At 34.1% G+C, this 25,103-nt stretch carries 17 protein-coding genes and 2 tRNA genes; 11 read left to right on the forward strand and 8 right to left on the reverse strand.

Features of this window, described 5'->3' with window-relative positions:
* A complete protein-coding gene (locus tag FN795_RS13890) occupies nucleotides 1-1,053 on the reverse strand; it encodes a hypothetical protein (RefSeq protein WP_142451152.1) in 1,053 nt (350 codons plus the stop codon).
* A gap of 94 nt (nucleotides 1,054-1,147) precedes the next feature.
* On the opposite strand from FN795_RS13890, the gene FN795_RS13895 reads away from it, so the two are divergent.
* The 4 genes from FN795_RS13895 (at nucleotide 1,148) to FN795_RS13910 (ending at nucleotide 9,928) form a co-directional block, all read left to right on the forward strand.
* Nucleotides 1,148-2,059, forward strand: a complete 912-nt coding sequence (locus FN795_RS13895; RefSeq protein ID WP_142451153.1) for an ABC transporter ATP-binding protein — start codon at nucleotides 1,148-1,150, stop codon at nucleotides 2,057-2,059.
* A gap of 3 nt (nucleotides 2,060-2,062) precedes the next feature.
* On the forward strand, nucleotides 2,063-2,899 hold the full coding sequence (locus tag FN795_RS13900) for an ABC transporter permease (protein ID WP_142451154.1): 837 nt from the start codon (nucleotides 2,063-2,065) through the stop codon (nucleotides 2,897-2,899).
* A 72-nt stretch (nucleotides 2,900-2,971) separates the two neighbouring features.
* Entirely contained in the window at nucleotides 2,972-5,251 is a 2,280-nt protein-coding gene (locus FN795_RS13905; RefSeq protein WP_244289982.1) for a T9SS type B sorting domain-containing protein, read from the forward strand.
* A 180-nt stretch (nucleotides 5,252-5,431) separates the two neighbouring features.
* Complete coding sequence (locus tag FN795_RS13910; RefSeq protein WP_142451156.1) at nucleotides 5,432-9,928, forward strand: T9SS type B sorting domain-containing protein; 4,497 nt, start codon at nucleotides 5,432-5,434, stop codon at nucleotides 9,926-9,928.
* Between the two features lie 107 nt (nucleotides 9,929-10,035).
* Here FN795_RS13910 and typA read toward each other — a convergent pair whose 3' ends face one another.
* Nucleotides 10,036-11,832, reverse strand: a complete 1,797-nt coding sequence (gene typA, locus FN795_RS13915) for a translational GTPase TypA (protein WP_142451157.1) — start codon at nucleotides 11,830-11,832, stop codon at nucleotides 10,036-10,038.
* Nucleotides 11,833-12,055: 223 nt separating this feature from the next.
* Here typA and FN795_RS13920 point away from each other — a divergent pair, with 223 nt between their 5' ends.
* Nucleotides 12,056-13,711 (forward strand): PAS domain-containing sensor histidine kinase, encoded by a 1,656-nt coding sequence (locus tag FN795_RS13920; protein WP_244289983.1) that lies wholly within the window; start codon nucleotides 12,056-12,058, stop codon nucleotides 13,709-13,711.
* Between the two features lie 4 nt (nucleotides 13,712-13,715).
* On the forward strand, nucleotides 13,716-14,129 hold the full coding sequence (locus FN795_RS13925; protein WP_142451159.1) for a response regulator: 414 nt from the start codon (nucleotides 13,716-13,718) through the stop codon (nucleotides 14,127-14,129).
* A gap of 96 nt (nucleotides 14,130-14,225) precedes the next feature.
* Here FN795_RS13925 and rpsT read toward each other — a convergent pair whose 3' ends face one another.
* The 4 genes from rpsT to proS all read right to left on the reverse strand — a co-directional run bounded on the left by rpsT (nucleotide 14,226) and on the right by proS (nucleotide 16,376).
* A complete protein-coding gene (gene rpsT / locus FN795_RS13930; protein ID WP_012026903.1) occupies nucleotides 14,226-14,477 on the reverse strand; it encodes a 30S ribosomal protein S20 in 252 nt (83 codons plus the stop codon).
* Nucleotides 14,478-14,629: 152 nt separating this feature from the next.
* Nucleotides 14,630-14,701: transfer RNA gene (locus tag FN795_RS13935), tRNA-Glu, on the reverse strand.
* A 46-nt stretch (nucleotides 14,702-14,747) separates the two neighbouring features.
* Nucleotides 14,748-14,819: transfer RNA gene (locus FN795_RS13940), tRNA-Glu, on the reverse strand.
* 78 nt (nucleotides 14,820-14,897) lie between these two features.
* A complete protein-coding gene (proS, locus tag FN795_RS13945) occupies nucleotides 14,898-16,376 on the reverse strand; it encodes a proline--tRNA ligase (RefSeq protein ID WP_142451160.1) in 1,479 nt (492 codons plus the stop codon).
* A 101-nt stretch (nucleotides 16,377-16,477) separates the two neighbouring features.
* On the opposite strand from proS, the gene FN795_RS13950 reads away from it, so the two are divergent.
* From FN795_RS13950 to FN795_RS13970, 5 genes are all read left to right on the forward strand, one after another.
* Nucleotides 16,478-17,497 carry a hypothetical protein gene (locus FN795_RS13950; protein WP_142451161.1) on the forward strand — a complete coding sequence of 340 codons (1,020 nt, stop codon included), beginning with the start codon at nucleotides 16,478-16,480 and terminating at the stop codon, nucleotides 17,495-17,497.
* 45 nt (nucleotides 17,498-17,542) lie between these two features.
* On the forward strand, nucleotides 17,543-19,048 hold the full coding sequence (locus FN795_RS13955) for an OmpP1/FadL family transporter (protein ID WP_142451162.1): 1,506 nt from the start codon (nucleotides 17,543-17,545) through the stop codon (nucleotides 19,046-19,048).
* Nucleotides 19,049-19,261: 213 nt separating this feature from the next.
* A complete protein-coding gene (rimO, locus tag FN795_RS13960) occupies nucleotides 19,262-20,575 on the forward strand; it encodes a 30S ribosomal protein S12 methylthiotransferase RimO (protein WP_035647762.1) in 1,314 nt (437 codons plus the stop codon).
* A 37-nt stretch (nucleotides 20,576-20,612) separates the two neighbouring features.
* The gene (locus FN795_RS13965; RefSeq protein WP_142451163.1) at nucleotides 20,613-21,161 is read left to right on the forward strand and encodes a hypothetical protein; all 549 of its coding nucleotides are present in this window, start codon (nucleotides 20,613-20,615) and stop codon (nucleotides 21,159-21,161) included.
* 34 nt (nucleotides 21,162-21,195) lie between these two features.
* Entirely contained in the window at nucleotides 21,196-22,101 is a 906-nt protein-coding gene (locus FN795_RS13970) for an N-acetylmuramoyl-L-alanine amidase (protein WP_142451164.1), read from the forward strand.
* Nucleotides 22,102-22,459: 358 nt separating this feature from the next.
* Here the strand turns inward: FN795_RS13970 and FN795_RS13975 are convergent, their stop codons facing one another.
* Nucleotides 22,460-23,533: an outer membrane beta-barrel protein gene (locus FN795_RS13975; RefSeq protein ID WP_142451165.1), complete on the reverse strand. Its 1,074-nt coding sequence runs from the start codon at nucleotides 23,531-23,533 to the stop codon at nucleotides 22,460-22,462.
* A gap of 597 nt (nucleotides 23,534-24,130) precedes the next feature.
* Nucleotides 24,131-25,096: a glycoside hydrolase family 5 protein gene (locus FN795_RS13980; protein WP_142451166.1), complete on the reverse strand. Its 966-nt coding sequence runs from the start codon at nucleotides 25,094-25,096 to the stop codon at nucleotides 24,131-24,133.
* Between the last annotated feature and the right edge of the window lie 7 nt (nucleotides 25,097-25,103).

Raw genomic sequence — 25,103 nt, forward strand, 5'->3', positions numbered from 1 at the left:
CTAAACTAAATTAGTGTTTTTAAAATTACGCGTAATAAACTCAAACGCTGCGTGCATGATATGTCCCATTGATTTGGCATTTTTAAATTTCATATCATTCGTGTATCGGTACAATTCCATTTTGAGTTGATCTAAATGTTCTTGTGTTGAAATCGTATCGTGGCACATTATATTCAATAATTTTTTAATTCTAGTTTCAGCAGAATGGATACGTTTTGCTAAAATTGCTCGTTCTTCATCTTTGTATTGAATTATCGAACGTTCTTCTAATTTTTCTTTAATCAGCTGAATCATTGGATAATTTTCCTTGAAAAACTGCGGACGATAGACTTTAAAATTGCCTTCATAACATTGCTGATCAAAATCAATCGGGCGAATTTTGTAAACCACCTGATCAAAATCGTGAATTGGTACAATTACATAATTATAAGCTCGCATATCGCCCAACAAACGAATCATGCAACGCTCATTAAACTTTACAAACTCCTTTGCTATTTGCGCTTTTTCCATTTCGGTGCATTTATCCAGCAAAGTATCCATAAAAACATCACCGGGAATTCCGATAATATGCTCTTCAATCAAAGTGTCATTGTAAACCAGAAAATTGATTTTATCTGGCGAAAGAATATCTTCCAGCTCCAAACCATAAATTCTGGAAGCATCGGCTTTTTTGATATAAAAATGAACGTAATTATCATTCAGAATATTTCGAACCTTAATTCTGAAAGGTTTGGAATTTCCGAAAGTACAATAATCAATTGCGTCAATATTTAAAAACTGAATAATTTCACTATTTCCGTCAGAATGCAAAAGCGAGTAAATTTTCTTGAGATTCAGATCAATTTCGTTTCTTTCAAATTCGCTGTAATACACGCGAATCCACAAAGTATCCGTTTCATTTTTATCATAAACATTGATTGAGCCAGAAAATCGCAGCAAGTCATCGTAAAAAACAGAAACTTTCGAAATACGCTCGTATCTGTCCAAATAGCTTAAAAGCGGTTGCGTTAAAGGGTATGACGGTTTTTTTAAAACCATTAAAGGCTCGCTCATTTTGAATATCTTTAGTACAAATTTACATTAAATAAAATTTAGCGTAACAATATTAAAGTTGATTCGTCATACTAAAAACTAAAACCGAAAAAATTTGGAAACCATCCTTACCATCGAAAATCTCAGCAAACAATACGGGCGCATTCAGGCACTCAAAAATGTTTCTTTCAGCATTCAAAAAGGTCATGTTTACGGAATTCTTGGCCCTAACGGAAGCGGAAAATCAACCACTTTAGGAATTGTACTCAATGTTGTAAACGAAACAGCAGGCAGTTATAAATGGTTTGATGGAAAAATGCAAACGCATGAAGCCTTAAAAAAAGTAGGAGCTATTATTGAGCGTCCGAACTTCTACCCTTATATGACAGCTGAGGAAAATCTGAAATTAGTCTGCAAAATTAAAAGCATCAATTACTCTAAAATTGAAGAAAAACTGAATCTGGTAGGTTTAACCGAAAGAAAAGACAGCAAATTCAGTACATTTTCATTGGGAATGAAACAACGTTTAGCAATTGCTTCGGCATTATTGAATGATCCTGAAATCCTGATTTTAGATGAACCAACGAATGGTTTGGATCCGCAGGGAATTCATCAGATTCGTGATATTATTAAAGAAATTGCATCGCAGGGAACAACAATTTTATTGGCTTCGCATTTATTAGACGAAGTCGAAAAAGTTTGCTCGCATGTGGTTGTTTTAAGAAAAGGCGAAATTTTATATTCGGGTTCAGTTGATGCGATGTCGGCAAATGAAGGCTTTTTTGAAATTTCTTCGAATGACAATCTGGTTCTAAAATCAATTTTGAATGATCATCCGGCTGTTGGACAAATTAAGGACGAAGACGGAAAAGTTTTGGTTTACCTAAAATCAGATTTATCAGCTTCCGATTTAAATCAGTTTTTATTCTCAAGAAATATCGTTTTAAATCATTTGGTAAAACGCAAAAACAGTCTGGAAGCACAATTTTTAGAATTAACCAAAAACGCCACCATCCAAAAAAACTAAACCATGAACAGACTTATCTCTATAGAACTTCAAAAAATCTGGAAAAACAAAGCCAGTAAAATCCTGACTTTGGCATATTTTATTTTACTTTCTTTTATAGCCTTGATTGCTTCAATAAAATTTGACATTGGTCCGTTTAAATTTCATTTAGCCGAAATGGGAATTTTCAATTTTCCTTTCATCTGGCATTTTAACACTTATGTTGCCGCTTGGTTAAAGTTTTTCCTTGCCATTGTAATCGTCTCAATGATGGCGAACGAATATAGTTACGGAACTTTAAAGCAAAATCTAATTGATGGTTTAAGTAAAAAAGAATTTATACTGTCGAAATTCCTGACCGTTGTTCTTTTTGCTTTTGTTTCTACAATTTTTGTTTTTGTAATGAGTTTAATTCTCGGATTAAGTTTTTCCTCTTACAATGAATTTGGAATCATTTTTTCTGATTTAGATTATCTTTTAGCTTTTTTTGTAAAACTTACAGGGTTCTTTTCATTCTGTTTGTTTTTGGGAATTTTAGTAAAACGCTCGGCTTTTGCTTTAGGATTTCTTTTAGTTTGGAATATAATCGAAGGAATAATACGAGGTACATTAGCATTTAAAATTTTCCCAGACAGCGATACCGATGAGAAAATTACGCAATTTCTACCTTTAGAATCAATGTCTAATTTAATTGTAAATCCTGCCCCACGATTATCTGTAGTTAAAACTATTGGTAACCAAATGGGAATTGAAACCGATATTGATTATAGCGTAAGTTATTCCGCAATTCTGATCGTTTTAGTCTGGACATTTTTATTTATATATTTTTCTTACAAACTATTAAAAAAACGAGATTTGTAGTATATTTGCTGGGCTATGACTCGTCTAAAAGTTTTTTTATCTGTTTTAATTTTGTGTTGTTTATCTCTTAAGATGAACGCTCAATATATTAGCATAGATGACCAACGAACGCCTCAACAACTTATTGAAAATGTATTAGTCAACAGCTCTTGTGCTACGACATCAAATTCTTCAGGAAAAGGAGACACTTTTACAGTAGGACAGCAGAGTTATGCTTATTTCAATGCTGGATCAAGCAGTTTCCCTTTTGCTGAAGGTATTATTTTAACAACTTCACCAAGTAGACAAGCGGTAGGCCCTTACGTTAGTAATAATGGTGGAGGAAATGTTAATTGGACAGGTGATAGTGATTTGAACAATATTCTCGGAATCAACTCAATAAACGCAACTGTTTTAGAGTTTGATTTTGTTCCTTTAACCGATGTTCTAAGTTTTAACTACATTTTTGCATCCAATGAATATCAGTCTTTTTTCCCTTGTGAATATTCTGATGGATTTGCATTTTTAATTAAAGAAGTAGGAACTTCTGATCCGTATAAAAATTTAGCTGTATTGCCGAATAGTACAATTCCGGTTTCTTCAACAAACGTTCGACCAAAAATTGAACCCGGAGTTGCATCAAACGGAGATCCTTATCCGGGATGTCCTGCTGTTAATCAAAATTATTTTAACGGTTTAAACAACAATACAACAAGTCCTATAAATTATGCAGGACAAACTATTGTAATGAATGCCCGAACTAATGTAGTTGCCGGAAAAAAGTATCATATAAAACTTGTTATTGCCGATGATAAAAACCAATATTATGATTCGGCAGTTTTTTTACAGGCTGGCAGTTTTTCATCAAAAATTGATTTTGGCGCTGATCAAACAGCATTATCTGGTAATCCTTTATGCTTTGGAGAAGAAGCAATATTAGATACAAAATTATCCGCTTCATACGATTTTAAATGGTATAAAGACGGCGTGCTTTTACCAAGTGAAAAAAGTCCTGTTTTACATGCAACAACATCAGGAGTATATAAAGCAGATGTTACATTAACTCCTTCTACTTGTACTTTGACGGGAGAAGTTAAAATTGAAGTTGCCCCTGAAATTCTTTCAACAAATACAACATTGGTTCAATGCGATGACAATAATGATGGCATAAGTGTATTTGATTTAAAGAAAGTAGATAATCTGATTAAAAATAATGCGTCAGATATTACAAACAGTGGTTATTATGAAACTCTGGCCAATGCGCAGTCCAAATCAAACCCTATTGTTAATCCAGAAAAGTACACGAATAAGAGCGCAAATCAAATTGTTTATGGAAGAATTGAAAATAAATTTGGCTGTTTCAAAACTGTCGAAGTAAAACTTCAAACTTCAAATAATGCAATTTCAGCTCAAAATCCAGTAAAAACTTGTGACGGTGACGACAAACAAGATGGTCTTTACCAATTTGATCTTCAAGCACAAGTAACGCCTCAACTAACGACCGGTCTTCCAGCAGGTTTAGAAGTGCACTATTTTTTAAGTTCAAACGATGCTTTGACAGAAACAAATATTTTACCTAATATTTTTAAAAACACCATTGCTTTTACGCAAACCATTTATGCACGAATTATAAATGGGGCTGATTGTTATAGCATTTCACCGGTTACGCTTGTTGTAAACACCTTTGATCCGCCAAATTTTGAAGAGGAATCAAAATACATTTGCAAAAACAGTGACATTACATTAAGTGTAGCTGCAGGTTTCAATAGTTATTTATGGAGCCCTGGAGCTGAAACTTCAAATTTAAAAACAATAACTGCACCAGGCGATTATAGTGTTACAGTGACGGATGCAAACGGCTGTCAAAAAACAAAAAAATTCAAAGTGATTTTGTCTGAACCTGCTATTATTACAGAAGCAGTAGTAAAAGATTTTTCTGGTGTTGACAATTCGGTTTTGATAAAATATACAGGCTCTGGGGATTATGAATTTTCATTAGACGGAAATGTTTTTCAGGATGAACCACAATTTAATGGAATAGAACCTGGCATTTATTATGCTGTCGCCCGAGATAAAAATGGTTGTGGCCTTTCTAACCGTTTTTTAGTTTATGTTTTGGATTATCCAAGATTCTTTACTCCAAATAATGATGGCTATAACGACTTATGGGCCATCAAAGACATTAATCAGATGCCAGCTTATACAATTCGAATTTTTGATCGTTACGGAAAATTTCTAAAACAAATGAACCAAAGCAGCACTGGCTGGAACGGATTATTTAATGGCGAGCAATTACCTGCCGATGATTATTGGTTTACACTTCTTTTTGTGGATGGAAAAAGCGTTAAAGGACATTTTAGCTTAAAAAGATAAAAACGCTTTATCAGTTCCTGTTTTTTTTCAAAAAATAGAATTCAGAAACAAACAATCCCCAATAAATCCTAAAATTCAAATAATTAGGGAGAAAAACCACTCGATTTCTCGAAGAAATTAAAATAAAACTTATTTTTGATTTGGGCGATTCAATTCTGTATACAGCCATTAACCGAGCCAATGAAAAAAACTTTACATTTCCTATTGTTTCTTTTTTGTACTGTAAATTGTTTCTCACAATTTAGCAAAACACATTATATACCGCCATTGATTTCTGTTGCTGGATTTGCCAATGATCAATATTTATACATCTCAACTCCAAGCCTTGTTAATGTAAATTTTAAAATTATTGCCAATGGAGGAAGTGTAGTCAGCGGAACCGTTAATAGTAACAATCCGTACCGATATTACATTGGAAGCGGGCTAGACACACAATTATTTACTCCTCTATCCAAAACAGGAATTGTTTCCAACCGAGGATATGTAATTGAGGCTGAAGATCTCGTTTATGTAAGTGCCAGAGTCAACGCCGGACTCACTCAAAATGGAGGATATAATCATGCAGGCGGTTTAGTTTCTAAAGGAAATAGTGCCTTGGGTACCACTTTTAGATTGGGAGCAATGTTAAATCCACTTTTTGATGAAACTTTATTGAATTTTGCCTCTATAATGGCTACAGAAAACGGAACCAAGATCACTATTTCAAACATTCAAAACGGAACTCAACTTATAGACGGATCTACTATTTCCGGGCCAATAACTGTTACTTTAAATAAAAACGAAAGTTATGTTTTGGCTTTAAAAAATTATAACGATGGCCAACTTACATCAAATAGTTCTAAAATAATTGGCGCTTTAGTTAATTCTGATAAGCCTGTCGTAGTCAATTCTGGTTCATTTGGTGGAAGTAACAGTACACTTCTAGGAGCAACACAAAACGGAGGATTAGCTCCAGTAGGAAGAGATGTTGGTTTTGATCAAATTGTTTCTCTAGAAAAGACAGGGAAAGAATACATCTTCATAAAAGGCCTTGGTACTGATGAATTGGAACGTGTTTTAATAGTAGCACATTCCAACAATACCGAAATATTTTTGAATGGCTCTTCTGTTTCTTATAAAACACTTAATAGCGGAGAATATATTGCAATTGATGGAAGTCAGTTTATCAATGGAAGTTTATACATAAAAACTTCTGCAAACGTTTTTGCTTATCAAAGTATTGGTGGAACAATAAATCCTGCCAATCAAAATTTATTTTTTGTTCCGCCAATAAATTGTGCCACGCCAAATACAGTCGACAATATCCCACAGATTCAATCTATTGGCAACAATACTTTCAACGGATTCCTAAATATTGTAACCGAAACCGGAGCTATCGTGTCATTAAATAATAGTCCAATCACATCTGCACCTATACCAATTCAGGGAACAGCAGATTTTGTTCGTTACAGTGTATCTGATTTATCTGGAAATATAGCCGTAAAATCAACAAAACAAGTATATGTTTCTTATTTTGGAACCAATGGAGCCGCAACTTATGGAGGCTATTATTCAGGTTTTGATTTAAAACCTGAAATTGTCAGCGGTAAAATAACATTAAACAATTCCTCTTGCATTCCAAATGTATCTTTAAAGATAAATACACTTTCTTCATATGATACTTTTCAGTGGTACAAAAACGACGTTTTAATTCCCGGCGAAACTAAGAATAATTTCACTCCATCAGAACCTGGTTTTTATCAGGTACGAGGAAGTATCTCTGGCTGTGTAAGTGATGTTTTCTCAGATAAAATTCCAGTAAGCGAATGTCCAATAAATATCGATAATGACTTAGCCAACGACAATATTGATGTTGATTATGATAACGACGGAATAACAAATTGCACTGAATCATACGGAGATTTACCGATTAATATTTCAAATCCAAGTTCTGGTTTGGTAAAAACTGGAACTTATTCTAATTCTTTTACGGGCACGATTACAAATAGCTCAACGGCCGCTCTTGTTCCTTTTACAGGAAATGCAGATGGAAGTTTTGTTACCGAGGTCATGCCTGGAAAAGGTTTTTCTGTAGACTATAAACTGAATTTCTCAAAACCAATAAATATTCGTTTAGAATATAGCAACAATGCCAATGCAACTGATTTATTAAACTCAGATTCTGAATACATTATCAATTCAGATATTGATAAAACTGTCACCGTTTTAAATCCTGATAATCAATTATTAATTGATACAAATTATGATGGAATTTATGAAAGTGGCGTTACACAATTTTCTTCTTTTGAAATTCGCTTTCGTTTAAATGGAAGCGTTCCATTGCCAGCAGGAACAGGAACATTCAAATTTCAGTCATATCAAACACAATCATTTAAAATCACACATAAAAATCTATTAGACACTGCCGGAAATAAAGCAACATTTAAATTTACTGCTACTTGTGTTCCAAAAGACTCTGATAGTGACGGAATTCCAGACCAATTAGATTTAGATTCAGACAATGACGGTATTCCTGATGTAATCGAATCGCAAATAAAACCAATTGCTTTATCTAATAAAGATGCTAATTTAGATGGATTGGATGATATTTTCGATTCTTCTGCAACAGCACTAGACACCGATAATGACGGAATTCCAAATTATCTTGATTTAGACAGCGATAATGATGGTATTTATGATTTAAACGAATCAGGAAGTAATGCTCCAGATACTAACAAAGATGGAATTATTGATACAATGGATTTTGGAATTAATGGATTATCTAATGCTTTAGAAACCAATCCAGACAGTGGAATTTTAAAATATACCGTTTTAGATTCGGATAATGATGGAATAAAAAACCACACCGAAATTGATAGTGACAATGACGGCTGTAATGATGTTATTGAAGCTGGATTTTCTGATCCAAATTTTGATGGACAATTAGGAAATGTGCCAGTTAACGTAAATTCTTTCGGAATTGTAACCAGCAGAACTGATGGCTATACAACTCCAAATGGCAATTATATTATTGCAACTCCAATTATAATTACTAAACAGCCAGAAAATCAAACCGTTTGTGAATTAGAAAAAGCTATTTTCAATATCGAATCGAATGCTGATACTTTTCAATGGCAATTTTCTAGTGATGGCGGAAATATTTGGAATGCTTTATCCGAAAATGCGATTTATACAGGAACTAAAACTACTTCTTTAACCATTCAAAAAACAAATAAAACAATGAATGGTTATCAATACCGTGTACTTTTAAACAGAAACAACAATGCCTGTGGGTTGACGTCTGCTAATTCTGTAAAACTCACGCTATACACTTTGCCAGTTTTAAATTCCCCAATTACATTAATTCAATGTGATGATGATACTGATGGAATTTCAAATTTTAATATAACTGAGAAAAACAGTTTTATTTCAGGCAATTCTGCCAATGAAACATTCTCTTATTATACTACTTTGGCTGGGGCAAATACCAAAGATCCAAATGTTTCAATTTCTAATCCGCTTGCGTTTACGAGCAGTAACAAGAATATCTGGGCAAGAGTTGAAAATTCAAACGGATGTTTTTCAGTTGCTCAATTAAATTTAGTAGTTTCAACCACACAAATAGATCGTAACTTTAAAAGATCTTTTACCATTTGTGATGATTTTGTCGATGGTGTTAATGATGACAAAGACGGAATTTCTGCCTTTGATTTCAGCAGTGTGACAGCTGACATTCAGGCAATGCTTCCTTCGGCTAGCGCAAATTATTCCATAAAATATTTCGCAAATGAAGCTGATGCTTTGGCAGAAACTAATGCAATTGGAAATCCTTCAAATTACCGAAATACAACACCAAAACAACAAGAAATCTGGGTTCGCGTTGACAGTAATCTGGACAATGCCTGTTTTGGATTAGGCGCCTACATTACATTAAAAGTAAACCCGAAACCGAATATTGACATCAATAGTAACAAAAATGCTGATCAATTAGTATGTTCTAATTTGCCAACGTTTTTTGTCAAACTTGATGCGGGAATTATTGGAAATATACCAGCCAGTACATACACATATATTTGGTCAAAAGACGGAAGTATAATACCCGGAGAAACTAATGAAACCTTAGATGTCAACGAGGAAGGAAACTATACCGTAGAAGTTTTCACTAAAGATGCAAGTAGCTGTAGCAGAATCCGAACTATCAACGTAACAGCTTCAGATATTGCTCATCTTGATTCTGTTTCTATTTCCGATTTATCAGATTATAATACTGTTGAAGCAAATGTTTCGGGAGCTGGAAATTATGAATACAGTTTAGATGATCCTAACGGTTCTTATCAAGAATCCAGTTTATTTGAAAATGTCCGACCAGGCATACATGACCTTTACATAAATGATAAGAATGGATGCGGGAAAATTTCAAAAACCGTAGCAGTACTTGGAATTCCAAAATTTTTCACGCCAAATAATGATGGATATAATGATTACTGGAACCTTCAGGGAGCAGATGACACTTTTAATTCGGGTGCCAAAATCCTTATTTTTGATCGATATGGTAAACTAATCAAGCAACTTACCACTTCTGGTGATGGTTGGGATGGCACTTTCACAGGTAATCCGATGCCGGCAGATGATTATTGGTACACGTTAAAACTAGAAGATGGACGAGAAGCAAAAGGTCATTTTAGTTTAAAAAGATAAGATAACCTCTCCAATTATAAAAATTTAAAATTCCGAAAAACAAGGCAAAAAAGAATCCCAAACTCCATAATTGGAATTTGGGATTTTTATATTGAATTTAAATCTAATTAGATTTTAAATCTTTTTCTATCAGTTTCTGTCAAATAGATTTTTCTCAAACGAATAGATTTTGGAGTAACCTCTACATATTCATCTTTTTGAATGTACTCTAAAGCTTCCTCTAATGAGAAAATAATTGGTGGAATGATTCTAGCTTTTTCATCAGCTCCAGAAGAACGTACGTTAGATTGTTTTTTCTCTTTCGTTACGTTTACACACATATCATCTCCACGAGAGTTTTCTCCAATTACCTGACCTTCGTAGATTTCAGCATTTGGTTCAACGAAAAACTTACCACGATCTTGTAATTTATCGATAGAATAAGGAATTGCTTTTCCTTTTTCCATAGAAATTAAAGAACCTTTGTTACGTCCAGCGATTTCTCCTTTGTAAGGCTCATATCCAATAAAACGGTGTGACATGATAGCTTCACCAGCAGTAGCAGTAAGTAATTGATTACGTAATCCAATAATTCCACGAGATGGAATATTAAATTTAATAATCATACGCTCACCTTTAGTCTCCATACTCAACATTTCACCTTTACGAAGTGTAACGAATTCAACTGCTCTACCTGAAAGATTTTCTGGTAAGTCGATTGTTAATTCTTCGATTGGCTCACATTTTTTACCATCAATTTCTTTGATGATAACTTGTGGCTGACCAATTTGAAGTTCATAACCTTCTCTTCTCATTGTTTCAATAAGAACAGATAAGTGAAGTACACCACGGCCAAAAACCATGAATTTATCTGCAGAATCAGTTTCACCTAACTTCATCGCTAAGTTTTTCTCTAATTCTTTTGTCAAACGCTCTCTAATATGACGAGAAGTTACAAATTTACCCTCTTTACCAAAGAAAGGAGAGTCATTAATTGTAAATAACATACTCATTGTAGGCTCATCGATAGCAATAGACGCTAATCCTTCAGGATTTTCGTGATCAGAGATAGTATCTCCAATTTCAAACCCTTCAACACCTACAACAGCACAAATATCTCCAGCAATTACTTCTGTAACTTTTTTACGTCCTAGACCTTCGAAAGTATGTAATTCTTTAATTCTTGATTTTGTTACAGTACCGTCTCTTTTTACCAAAGATATTGGCATACCTTCTTTTAAAATACCTCTTTCAAGACGTCCGATAGCGATACGACCTGTAAATGCAGAGAAATCTAAAGAAGTAATCAACATTTGTGGATTTCCTTCAGAAACTTTAGGAGCTGGTACATTGTCAACAACCATATCCAATAATGCTTCAACATTATCAGTTACGTTTTCCCAATGATCAGACATCCAGTTGTTTTTAGCAGAACCATAAACTGTTGGAAAATCCAACTGCCATTCTTCAGCACCTAATTCAAACATTAAGTCAAAAACTTTCTCGTGAACCTCTTCAGGAGTACAGTTTTCTTTATCAACTTTGTTAATAACTACGCAAGGTTTAAGACCTAAGTCAATCGCTTTTTGTAATACGAAACGCGTTTGTGGCATTGGACCTTCAAAAGCATCCACTAGCAAACATACACCATCGGCCATGTTCAGTACACGTTCAACTTCACCTCCAAAATCCGCGTGGCCTGGAGTATCAATAATATTGATTTTTGTTCCTTTATATTGAACTGATACGTTTTTAGAAGTAATTGTAATACCTCTCTCACGCTCTAAATCGTTATTATCAAGAATTAAATCACCTGTGTTTTCGTTTTCACGAAATAATTGACAGTGATACATAATTTTATCAACCAAAGTGGTTTTACCGTGATCGACGTGGGCAATAATTGCAATGTTTCTAATAGATTCCATCTGTGATTTTTAATGGGCGCAAAGGTACACTTTATTTTTTAATAAAAAACGTTTCTAACATAGTTTGCGTATATACAATCAATTAGTTAATACAAAACAGCAAAATAGAGATCTCAAAATGAACTTTACTTATTGTTTAGTTATAGTTAATTTAACTATATTTGAGGTAATGAAAAGTAAAACTCTCCAAATTACTCTAGTTTATATTCTAGTATCATTATTTATGGCAGTAGTCTGTCATAAAATACTTACCACTTATTTTTCGGACATAAAATATTTTAACCTTTTTTTTCTTAAAGATATTTTTTTCATCCTAACTACCGCATTATTTTTCAAATACATAGTTTCAAAAAATGAAAAAAGAAATGTAACTGTTTTTAAAAAATTAAAAGAAACAAACGAAGAAATAAAAGAATCAAATGAAAAGTATGACATCGTAGCAAAAGCAACGAGCGATACCATTTGGGACTGGAAAATCCAAGAAGACAGCATAAATTGGAACAAAGGAATCGAAGGAGTTTTTGGATACAATCCTAACGAAGTTGGAAAAACATCAAAATGGTGGTTTGACAAAATTCACCCCGAAGACAGTATCAGAATGTCTATAAAACTATACTCTTTTATTGAGCAAAAAACTGAGAAATGGCAAGATCAATACCGCTTTAGATGCGCAGATGGAAGCTATAAATATGTCTTAGATCGTGGTTTTTTATTAAAAGATGAAAACGGAAGAGCCATTAGAATGATTGGTGCTATTCAGGATATTACCAAGCAAAAAGAAGAAGAACAGCGATTAAAATTATTAGAAACAGTAATCACTCAATCCAAAGATTCAATTTTAATTACCGAAGCCAATTCACAGGCACGAAAAATCCCAAAAATAGTTTACGTAAATCCAGCTTTTTCTCAAATGTCGGGATACCTATCAAACGAAATTGTAGGCAAATCTCCGAATATTTTTAAAGGACCTAAATCAGATTCAGAGGAATTAAAAAAGTTGTTAAGGGCTATTAAAAATGAAGAAGAATGCCTGATAGAAACTATTAGTTATACCAAACAAAAAGAAGAATATTGGGTCCGATTCTCTATGATTCCAATTTTCAACAATGAAGGGTCAATCTCTCACTGGATTTCAATTCAAAGAGACATTACAGAAGAAAAAAAGCTCGAAACAGAGAAAGAGCACCTTATTCGAGAACTAACTCAAAACAACAAGGACTTAAAACAATTTTCATACATCACTTCTCACAACTTAAGAGCTCCTTTATCTAATTTAATCGGACTTCTGAATCTCATCGAAGATATCCCAATCGAAAATCCCGAGCTCGAAGAAATTTTAGGCGGGTTTACCAAATCGACTCATTTATTAAATGAAACAATAAACGACTTAGTAAAAGTTATAATCATCAAAGACAATCCTTCAATGCAAAAAGAAGAAGTATCTTTGAAAGAAGTTTTTGAAAACGTTTTTAGTCAATTATCTTTTCAAATAGAATTACACAAACCTATTATCAAACTAAAATTCGAACGCGTACCATTACTTAACACTAACAAAGCATACATTGAAAGTATTTTGCTTAATTTGCTCACCAATTCTATTAAATACAAATCGGAAAACAGGAAATTAAAAATATCCATTATTGCAGAACAAATAGACAATAAAGCGATATTAACATTTAAAGACAATGGAATTGGAATTGATTTAGAAAGAAACCGCGACAAGGTTTTTGGCCTTTATCAAAGATTTCATAATTATCCTGACAGCAAAGGACTTGGCCTATATCTTGTAAAATCCCAGGTTGAAACCATGGGAGGAACAATTAGCATAGAAAGCGAGGTCAATAAAGGGACGACCTTTACAATAACATTTAAAAATTAACATCATGCTCGAGCAAATTTTATGCATTGACGATGACCCAATCACGTTGATGCTATGCAAAAAAGTAATTTCGAAGTCACAAATTTGCCATGAAATTATTACAGCTCAAAATGGCGAAGAAGCCCTTCATCACTTCAACACCTTAAAATACACCAGCAACAAAAACAAAGACAGCAAAAAACCCGAACTAATCTTTTTAGATTTAAACATGCCTGTTATGGGAGGCTGGGAATTTTTGGACCATTTCACCTCTTCTGATTATGCCGAATTCAATACCGCAAGTGTCATTGTACTCTCTTCAACAATTGACCCGGAGGATTTAGCCAAAGCAAAAAAATATCCCATAATAATAGATTTCCTTTCAAAACCAATTACACTACCCATGCTGGAATATCTTAAAAAGAAAATAGATCTATAAGTGACGTTTCAATTTTCAATACTAAATTTTCGAATTGCTATAAACAAAAAAAGTCCTCACAAGAGGACTTTTTATATATCTTACAAATTGTATTAATTACAATTTAGCAACGTGTTTCGTTAATTTAGACTTCAAGTTAGAAGCTTTATTATCGTGAATAATGTTCTTTTTAGCTAATTTATCAATCATAGAGATTACAGTTGATAATTTTGCAGCAGCATCAGATTTATCTGTAGCTAATCTTAACGCTTTGATCGCATTACGAGTAGTTTTGTGTTGGTATCTGTTAAGAACTCTTCTTTTTTCGTTACTTCTGATTCTTTTTAATGCTGACTTATGATTTGCCATTTTCTTTAATTTTAGATGTAATAATAATTATAAATACTAGTTAAAAAAGAAAAACCTCCCACAATTGCTAGGCAATCACTTTGGTTTTAACTAATAAAACAAAAACCGAGACACCAATTTTTATTTTACAAAACTTATTTACAACTAATTTGTAGTCCGTAGGGGAATCGAACCCCTGTTACCAGGATGAAAACCTGGCGTCCTAACCCCTAGACGAACGGACCTAAATTCTCCTAAGTTTGGAAACTTTTCAATATGTAATATAACTTGTAGTCCGTGGGGGAATCGAACCCCCCTTACCAGGATGAAAACCTGGCGTCCTAACCGATAGACGAACGGACCGTGCTTCTGTATTGCGGATGCAAAGATACATCTATTTTTTAGTTGCACAATAGTTGAAGCAAAAAAAATATTTTTTTTTTAATATGCCTTCGCAAAAAGCACTCTTTTAGAAGAAGGATTCCCAGTAAACACACAGGTTCCCGCCTCTTCAACAGCATCCAAAGGGATACAACGAATTGTCGCTTTTGTCAAGTCTTTTATCTTCTCTTCTGTTGCTGCAGTTCCGTCCCAGTGAGCAGATATAAAACCACCTTTACCTTCTAAAACTTCTTTAAATTCCTCAAAACTATTTACTTCTGTAATATGAGTATTGCGATAATCTAAAGCTCTTGTAAATAAATCATTTTGAATTTGCTCTAGTAAATCGTTTACATATTCAACGATTTTTTCGCTAGCAACAACTTCTTTTGACAAATTATCACGTCTTGCAACCTCGAAAGTTCCATTTTCTAAATCTTTTGGACCAACGGCAATTCGAACAGGAACTCCTTTCAATTCCCATTCAGCAAATTTGAATCCTGGTTTTTGAGTTGTTCTGTCATCATATTTCACTGATATCTTCAGCTTTCTTAATTTCACTGTCAATTCATTAACCGCTGCAGTAATTTGCGCTAATTGCTCATCAGTTTTATGAATTGGAACAATCACAACCTGAATTGGCGCTAAATTTGGAGGCAACACCAATCCCTGATCATCAGAGTGCGTCATAATTAAAGCTCCCATTAAACGAGTAGAAACTCCCCATGAAGTTCCCCAAACATGCTCTTGCTTTCCTTCAGCATTAGCAAACTTAACATCAAAAGCTTTTGCAAAGTTCTGACCTAAAAAGTGTGACGTTCCAGCTTGTAACGCTTTTCCATCCTGCATCAACGCTTCAATACAATAAGTTTCATCTGCACCTGCGAAACGTTCTGTTTCAGTTTTGAAACCTTTTACAACAGGAATTGCCATAAAGTTCTCTGCAAATTCAGCATATACATTCATCATTTTTTCAGATTCTTCAATTGCTTCCTCTTTTGTAGCATGTGCTGTATGCCCCTCTTGCCATAAAAACTCAGCAGTTCTTAAAAACAAACGCGTACGCATTTCCCATCTTACAACATTTGCCCATTGATTAATCAATAAAGGCAAATCTCTATATGACTGCACCCATCCTTTATATGTAGACCAAATAATCGCCTCACTCGTTGGACGAACAATAAGCTCCTCTTCTAACTTTGCATTTGGATCAACCATTAATTTCCCTGGTCTTTCCTCATCATTTTTTAATCTATAATGCGTTACAACAGCACATTCTTTTGCAAATCCTTCTGCATTTTTTTCCTCTGCCTCAAACATGCTCTTAGGCACGAATAAAGGAAAGTAAGCATTCTGATGTCCAGTTTCTTTAAACATTCTATCCAACTCCGCCTGCATTTTTTCCCAAATAGCGTATCCGTATGGCTTAATAACCATACATCCTCTAACTCCTGAATTTTCGGCTAGATCTGCTTTTACAACCAGTTCATTATACCACTTTGAATAATCTTCTGATCTCGTAGTAAGGTTCTTACTCATATTATATAGTTTGGCACAAATTTTGTTTTAATAATTTTAACTAAATAGTTTGACAAAACTAACTATTTTTGTAATGTGCAACAATAAAAAACACCACAGATATGAAAACTTCTACTTCTCTCCGCCAAAACTCAAGTTACTTTTGCTTAATTGGATTACTGAGTTTTCTACTTGCATCGTGTGGCTCTTACCAAAATTCCTCATACTATGATAATGATGGAGTTTATGGCAAATCTACAAATACATACACGCAGACAAGCTCTGCAAACGTCAACAATCAATATAAAGATTACTTTAAATCACTCCAAGACGACAACCAGCCTACCGAAATTTTTACTGATGTAGACAATTACAGTAATTACGCAGTAAACGACAGTACTCAAACAGCATCTGTTGCTTATCCTGCTTGGGGAAGCGGAACTACAGAAACTTCAGTAACCTATTATTCTGATCCTTCATGGTCTTGGGGAATTGGATTCGGATGGGGATACCCTTATTACGGATACGGATATGGATGGGGATATCCTTACTACGGATGGGGATATTATCCAGGATGGGGTTACCCGGGATGGGGATATCCAGGATGGGGCTACCCAGGTTACGGATACTACAATAATTACTCTTATAGCTATGGAAGAAGAGGCTCTGCCGCTTATTATGGATCTAGAGGATATGCATCAAGAGATTCATATGCAGGAAGAGGATCATATGCAGGAAGAAATTATGCTGGCAGAAGTTATGCTGGAAATAATTTCTCATCAAGAAACTACGCAGGAAGAAGCAACAATTATAGCACGAATGGCAGAAGTTACTCAGACTTCAGAAGAAGTTCTTCTGTAAATGGCAGAACATATTCAAGTCCAACTTTTACAGACAGAAGAGGTACAGCTCAAAGCCAAAGTAGTGGTTACGATTATTCAAACAGAAGATCAAGCGCAGGTACAACAAACAGAAGTTACAGCCCTTCAAACAGTAGTCCATCTAGAACTTACTCTCCTAGCCCATCTCGTTCAATGAACAATAGTGGAAGCAGCATGAGAAGCGGCGGTGGCAGCTACAGTGGTGGCGGTGGCGGAGGAGGAAGATCCTACGGCGGTGGCGGTGGCGGCGGAAGAAGATAACAACTCTTTCACCAAATCATTCTATCACTTTAAATACCAAACCAGATGAAAAAAATATTCTTCCTTTTTACTATAGGACTATCTTTTAGCGCTTTACATTCACAAGAAGTATCTGACGCTGTGCGATATGCTCAAGACAATTTAACCGGAACTGCACGATACAGAGCCATGAGCGGTGCTTTTGGAGCTGTTGGCGGGGATTTATCAGCTTTAGCTGTGAATCCTGCAGGTTCTGCTGTATTCAACAATAATCAAATTGGAGTTACTTTCAGCAATCAAACCAAGAAAAACAACTCCAACTATTTCGGAACTGAAACCAGCGACAAAGACAATTCTTTTATCTTAAACCAAGCAGGTGGCGTTTTTGTTTTCCATGATCATAATCCAAAAAATAATTGGAAAAAAATTGTGATTGGAGCAACCTATGAAAACACTAACAATTTCAATAACAATGTATTCTCTGCCGGTACAAATCCAAGAAATTCAATTGATCAGTACTTTTTGACTTATGCTAATGGAATACCTTTAAATGTGATAACAGGAGTACCATATCGCGATATGTATTATGATGAACAACAAGCCTATTTTGGATATAAAGGATACGTCATCAATCCTGTCAACCCAAATGATGGTAATAACACACAATATGTTTCTGCAGTTCCTGGCGGCGGTAATTATTATCAGGAAAACGAAATTTACACAAGCGGATATAACAGTAAATTAAGTTTTAATATTGCCACTTCATTCCAAGATATACTTTATTTGGGAGCCAATTTAAATGTACACATTACAGATTTCAGAAGATCGAGCAGTTTTTACGAAGACAACATTAACCCACTTGAAGCAGGTGAAACAATATCGAGTTTGCGTTTTAACAACGACTTATACACTTACGGAAACGGTTTTTCTTTTCAGTTAGGAGCAATTGTTAAAGTTACTGATGGCTTAAGATTTGGTGCTGCATACGAATCAAACACATGGTACGACCTATATGATGAAGTTGCACAAAGTTTATCAACAACAAGACAAGCAGCAGGTGGTCAGGAAATATATGAAAATATCAACCCAAACCTCATCAATGTTTATGACCGATATACTTTGCAGACACCAGGTAAATTTACTTTTAGCGGTGCTTATGTATTTGGAAAATCAGGGTTAATAAGTGTAGATTACTCTATTAAGGATTACACCAATACAAAATACAAACCAACAAGCGATCCAGGATTTAGAGGATTAAATAACGACATGAGTAATCAATTGACATCTAACGGTGAATTAAGAATTGGTGGAGAATTCAAAATCCAAAGATTAAGTCTTCGTGGAGGATATCGTTTTGAAGGAAGCCCTTATAAAGACGGAACAACAATTGGTGACTTAAATAGTTATTCAGGAGGTTTAGGCTATAGTTTTGGAGCAACTAAATTAGACTTGGCTTATTCTTATTCGGAAAGAAAATCAAATCAAGGATTTTTTGCTACTGGATTCACTGACGGAGCTAACATTACATCAAAACTTAACAATGTTACTTTGAGCTTATTATTTGAATTGTAATTAGAAATTAAAATAGATTAATCAGGATTTCCGCCAAGTTCTTCTTGGCGGATTTTTTTTAGCCCCGATGGAAGTGACATCCTTTTGTGGTGGTGTTCACCACAAAAGATATAGCGAACAACGGGATCAGCTTCATAAAAAACACCTAAAAGAAACGGAAACAAGCGGTGTTTGAATAAAAAAGTGTAATTTTGCACTCCAATTTATAAAAGTATGAGAACCAAGTCTTTAAAAAAGAACAAAATTAACGTAATCACTCTTGGGTGTTCAAAAAATGTTTATGACAGTGAAGTCCTTATGGGACAACTGCGTGCTAATGGAAAAGAAGTTGAACATGAGGCTCCCGCAGAAAAAGAAGGAAACATTATTGTAATAAACACTTGTGGTTTTATTGATAACGCTAAAGCGGAATCAGTAAATATGATTTTGGAATATGCAGACAAAAAAGACAAAGGATTAGTAGACAAAGTTTTTGTAACTGGATGCTTGTCTGAACGTTACAGACCAGATTTAGAAAAAGAAATTCCGAATGTGGATCAATATTTTGGCACAACTGAATTACCACAATTATTAAAAGCATTAGGCGCTGATTATAAACACGAATTACTTGGAGAACGCTTGACTACAACTCCAAAAAATTACGCTTATTTAAAAATTGCAGAAGGATGCGACAGACCTTGCAGTTTTTGCGCGATTCCTTTAATGAGAGGTTCACACGTTTCTCAGCCAATTGAAAAACTAGTTAAAGAAGCTCAAGGTTTAGCTAAAAATGGCGTTAAAGAATTAATCTTAATTGCTCAGGACCTTACATATTACGGACTTGATCTTTATAAAAAACGAAATCTTGCAGAACTTCTGGAAGAATTAGCAAAAGTAGAAGGAATTGAATGGATTCGTCTTCATTATGCCTATCCAACGGGTTTCCCTATGGATGTTTTAGAGTTAATGAAACGCGAACCTAAAATTTGTAATTATATTGATATTCCGTTGCAACACATTTCAGATTCAATTTTGAAATCAATGCGTCGCGGGACAACGCAAGCTAAAACAACACAGTTATTGAAAGATTTCCGTGCTGCGGTTCCAGGAATGGCAATCAGAACTACTTTAATTGTTGGATATCCAGGTGAAACTCAGGAAGACTTTGAAATTTTGAAAGACTTTGTTCAGGAAATGAAGTTTGACAGAATGGGATGTTTTGCTTATTCACATGAAGAAAACACACATGCTTATTTATTGGAAGATGATGTTCCGGATGATGTTAAACAAGCTAGAGCAAATGAAATTATGGAACTTCAGTCGCAAATTTCATGGGATTTGAACCAAGAGAAAGTTGGACAAGTTTTCAGATGTATTATTGACAGAAAAGAAGGCGCCCATTTCGTGGGAAGAACAGAGTTCGACAGCCCTGATGTAGACAACGAAGTTTTGATTGACGCCTCGAAATATTATGTAAAAACAGGCGAATTTGTTAATATCAAGATAATTGAAGCAACAGAATTTGATTTATACGGAGAACCTGCTTAAATTTACGCTAAACTATTATCAATTTAGATAACTTATTATGAAACCAACTAACCTATTTTTTCTTTTGATTTTTACTTTGTGCTGTTTTAATGTAGCATCAGCTCAATATGGTAACAGTTATAATGGTTATAATAATGGCTACGGCGGAGGATATGGTCGCGGCGGAGGAATGGGTATGGACAGAAGTATGATGGCTGGCCCACAAAGTTCTCCAAGCAAACCAAAAGAAATTCCTGCTGAAGAAACTGCTGCTAAAATTGTAGAGCAAATGAAACCTGAACTAAAACTTGACGATCTTCAGGCTATTGCAATTACAAATGTTTTAGCCGATAGTATGAAAGAACAAGGAGTTCTTTTGAAAAATGAAAGCAGCAGCCAGGATCAAAAATTAGAACAAATTAATGCATTGAGAGAAAGCACTAATAAAAAAATAAATGCTTTTTTGAACCCTGACCAAGTAGAAAAGTACAAGGATTTTATGGCTAATTACAAAGGAATCCAAAAAACAAAATCCAAAAAGAAAAAAGATTCTAAAGAGCATAAAGAAGAGGCAACAGAAGAAAAAACAATAAAAGCTGAAGAATAATTTTTTTAAACTTCAACTTCAAATGTGAATGATCATGGTAAAAAAATATTTTTGTTATTTGATTTTAGCAATTATCATAACTTCTTGCTCGACAAATCCATATAAAAATACTGAAAAAGTATACGATCAGCAGCTTAAAAATTTGGAAAACCAAATTACGAGTAAAGATCCACAACCAATTCCAGCAGTTAGTCCAGTTGTAATTGATACTACTTACGCAGCACAATTAGGTATTGTAAAGGACACTTTGTCAAAAACAGGATCTACTCATTTAGTAAACGGAATTACCACAGAATGGATTGGAACGGTAAATTTCAATTTAAGAAAACCAAGTTTTATCATAATCCATCATACAGCTCAGGACTCTCTTAAACAGACCATAAATACGTTTACAAAAACAAAAACACAGGTTAGCGCTCATTATATTATTTCTGAAAATGGAAAAGTAGTGCAAATGCTGAATGACTATTTAAGAGCCTGGCATGCAGGTGCGTCTACTTGGGGGAAAAACACCGATATCAACTCAAGCTCAATTGGAATTGAATTAGACAACAACGGCTTCAAGCCTTTTACAGAAAGCCAAATCAGTAGTCTTGTTGCTCTTTTGACAAAATTGAAAAAAGATTATAATATTCCGACGCAAAACATTTTAGGTCATTCTGATATTGCCCCAGGAAGAAAACAAGATCCGAGTGCTCTATTTCCTTGGAAAACATTAGCAGAAAAAGGCTTTGGAATTTGGCCAGATGAAATTCTAGAAGAAGCTCCTTTTGATTTTAAAATTGAGCCTGCATTGCGAATAATTGGATACAACACAAAAAATCTTTCGGCAGCAATTATGGCATTCAAACTACATTATATTCAAACTGATGTAACGCCTACTTTAGACCGAAAAACAATAGACACTATTTACTCTATTTACAAAAAGCAAGTTCAGTAATAAGTTTCAAAAAAAATACAAAAGCGCATTTCTTAAACATTTAGAAATGCGCTTTTTTTATAACCTTATAAGTGGATTAAAGCTAAAAATGTATAGGTTGACTAGAGCAATAATTCTTCTTTTAACATTACCATTTGTGAAATTAAAACTAGACAAAGTATTTCCAATATTATTGCATCGACTAAAAGTTCTTATACAGAAATCATCTAGTTAGTATACTTCCCGCATTTATATTTAACAGCTTACTTTTCACTGCTCACATTTCACGATTCACATTTCATGACAAATAAAAAAGCTGCCAAAACATTAATATGTTTCGACAGCTCCAAAAAAAAAAAAAAAATATCAATCTTTATCTCTAGAAAGAGTATGTTGTAGCTATAAGACCATAGAAAGATCCACCTGTTGGCAATGCATCACTATCTAAAAAGATGTCTTCAGATGCCGCATCGTATCTTAACTCAGGAATTATAGTCAGTTTTCCAACTTTGTAATTTAAAGAAACTGTATTTGCAAAAACACTTGAACCTGTTAAGGTTCCTAAACTTGGTGCAGCATCTTTAGCATCGAAATATTCCATTCTGTAAGCCAATAATAATGATGGAGAGAATGAGTAATTTGCGTATCCTACTAATGAGAACCATTCTCCATCTAGATCGCTGTCAAAATCATTTTTAGTTTTAGCATAAGTCGCATTGAATCCAAGACCAAAACTATCGCTTATTGTTTTTGACGCCACAAAATCGATTTGCGTTTTATTTTCGTCAGATGCCGGGTTACTGCTTCCAGACGTAAAGTTCAAATAAGCACTTCCTGTTTCACCAATATATCCAACTTGCCCAATATATGTTTTTTGTGTTGAACCAGCATCCATAGCTGATTTAAAATCCGTTGGATTGGTGATACCAAACATAGCCGTAAACTTTCCTGATGTATATTGCGCCTTTACCCCCGTATTAAAGAACGGTCCGTAAGAGAATGCATATGACATACTGTAGTTTTTATTATCGACTGCATCTAATACCTCATACCCAATATGAGTACCAAAGCTACCCGCTACAAATTTAAATTTATCAGTAACCTGGTAAGTGAAAAATAATTGTTTAATTAAAAATTTTGCGTTTATATCTTTATCTGTTGTTTCATTATATGAAAATTCGCCCGCTCTTTTTCCGAATCCTAAGTCTACAAATACAGAAGCTTTTCCGAAAGTGTGTCCTGCTTCGATAGAGGCCATTCCTAATTCAAATGAATCCTGAGAGTTGGTAAAGCTCGTTAATCCGTTCATTTGTTTAGAAAAATCGTATTTATAGTACGCATCTGCTGATCCGCCCCATGTCGTTGCTGGTGGAGTTGAAGTCTCAGTATCATCTTGAGCAAAAGCAAAAGAACTCGTTAACATCGCGGCTAAAATGTGTAATACTTTTTTCATGTTTTAATTGGTTTTTGGTTATTAATTGATTCTGGTTAGTTAATCGTTTATATAGCTGTAATTAATAGTATATGTCAATTCTAAAAATCCCTCATCATCCTCAAAAAACCCCTTCATTTTCATTAGCGAATTTATTAACTTTTGTATGAGTAGAACAATCGAAAAGTACTTTTTTGATGTTTTACAAGCAGAATTACGGATTACAAAAATTAAAGAAGCAATAATCGTTATTTGATATTTATACGGATTCATTTTTGAAAATTCAACAACACGATTTAAGCTATTTTTCAATTTTTAAAAGGGTTTTAAACAAAAAACAAAGAAAAAATCAAGCGAAATCAATACAAAAAGAAATAAAAATAAAACACTACCCTAAAAAATTAGGGGGTATAAACAAAATATTAAAAATAAAATAAAAACACAGAACAAAATCAGCTAACCCAAAAAAGCAATTTCACAAAAACAAAATTCCTACAAAAACAAACCTACAAAATAGCAAAGAACAATCTTCAACGAAAGATTCAATTTCTTATTTTGACAACAAAAAAAAGCCTGTTCAAAACTGAACAGGCTTCATAAAAAACAACAAGAATTTTTCTATTCCTGCGTATTATATTTTCTTAAAAACTCTCTAACCTTAATTCCAGATTCCTTTAAATCTTCATCCTTCCACTTTCCTTCCGACTTAGCCGATTTCATAAGAATAGAACAAGATTCATCTTTATCCGAAACCGACCAGGTAATCCAACTCAATTTTCGGGATTCCATCCAATCAATATATTCCTGCCAGGCTTTTACATTTAAAGGTCCGTCACCTGAAGCTTCCATTCCTGCAGATTCCGAGATAAAAACTGGGAGTCCTCTTTTTATAGCTGCATCAGTTCGATCTCTTAATTCTTTGCCGTGAGTTGCGGCATAAAAATGCATCGTATACATTATATTATTGTAACCTACAATTGGATCTTCTGCGGGAAGATTAATATCCTGATCCCAATGTGGGCATCCAACCAAAATAACATTATTAGGATCATTTTCTCTAATTACACGAATAATCTCCTCGGCATACGTTTTAACTTCCCACCAACTTTCATAATCGGGCTCATTAAAAACCTCATATATTATATTAGGATATTTGGCATATTTTTTTGACATCTCGGCAAAAAAAGCCGACGCTTCTTTCAAATTAATATTATGACTGTGCCAATCAATTATGACATAAATATCCGATTTGATAGCACCATTTACAACCGCTTCAATTTTTTCTTTTGCAAACTGAGGATCTTTTATATAAGACATCTCCCCTAACTCAATTCCATTTGCAGCTCTGACAACATTGCAATTAAAATCTTTCTTTAACCAGCTTACCGCTTTTTCATTATAAAATCTCGGCCACATGCTATGCCAGCCAAAACTCAATCCACGTAAAACAATGGGATTGTTATTTTTATCTACTAATTGAGTTCCGTTAACACTCAACTGTCCATGCTTCTTAACAAACTGAGCTTGTAAAGCAAAAGAAAACAGCAACAAGACAATAGTGCAAAAATGGCTTTTTGATTTCATAATTTAA

Origin of the sequence: Flavobacterium resistens (assembly GCF_900182645.1) — a bacterium.
Classification (GTDB): domain Bacteria; phylum Bacteroidota; class Bacteroidia; order Flavobacteriales; family Flavobacteriaceae; genus Flavobacterium; species Flavobacterium resistens.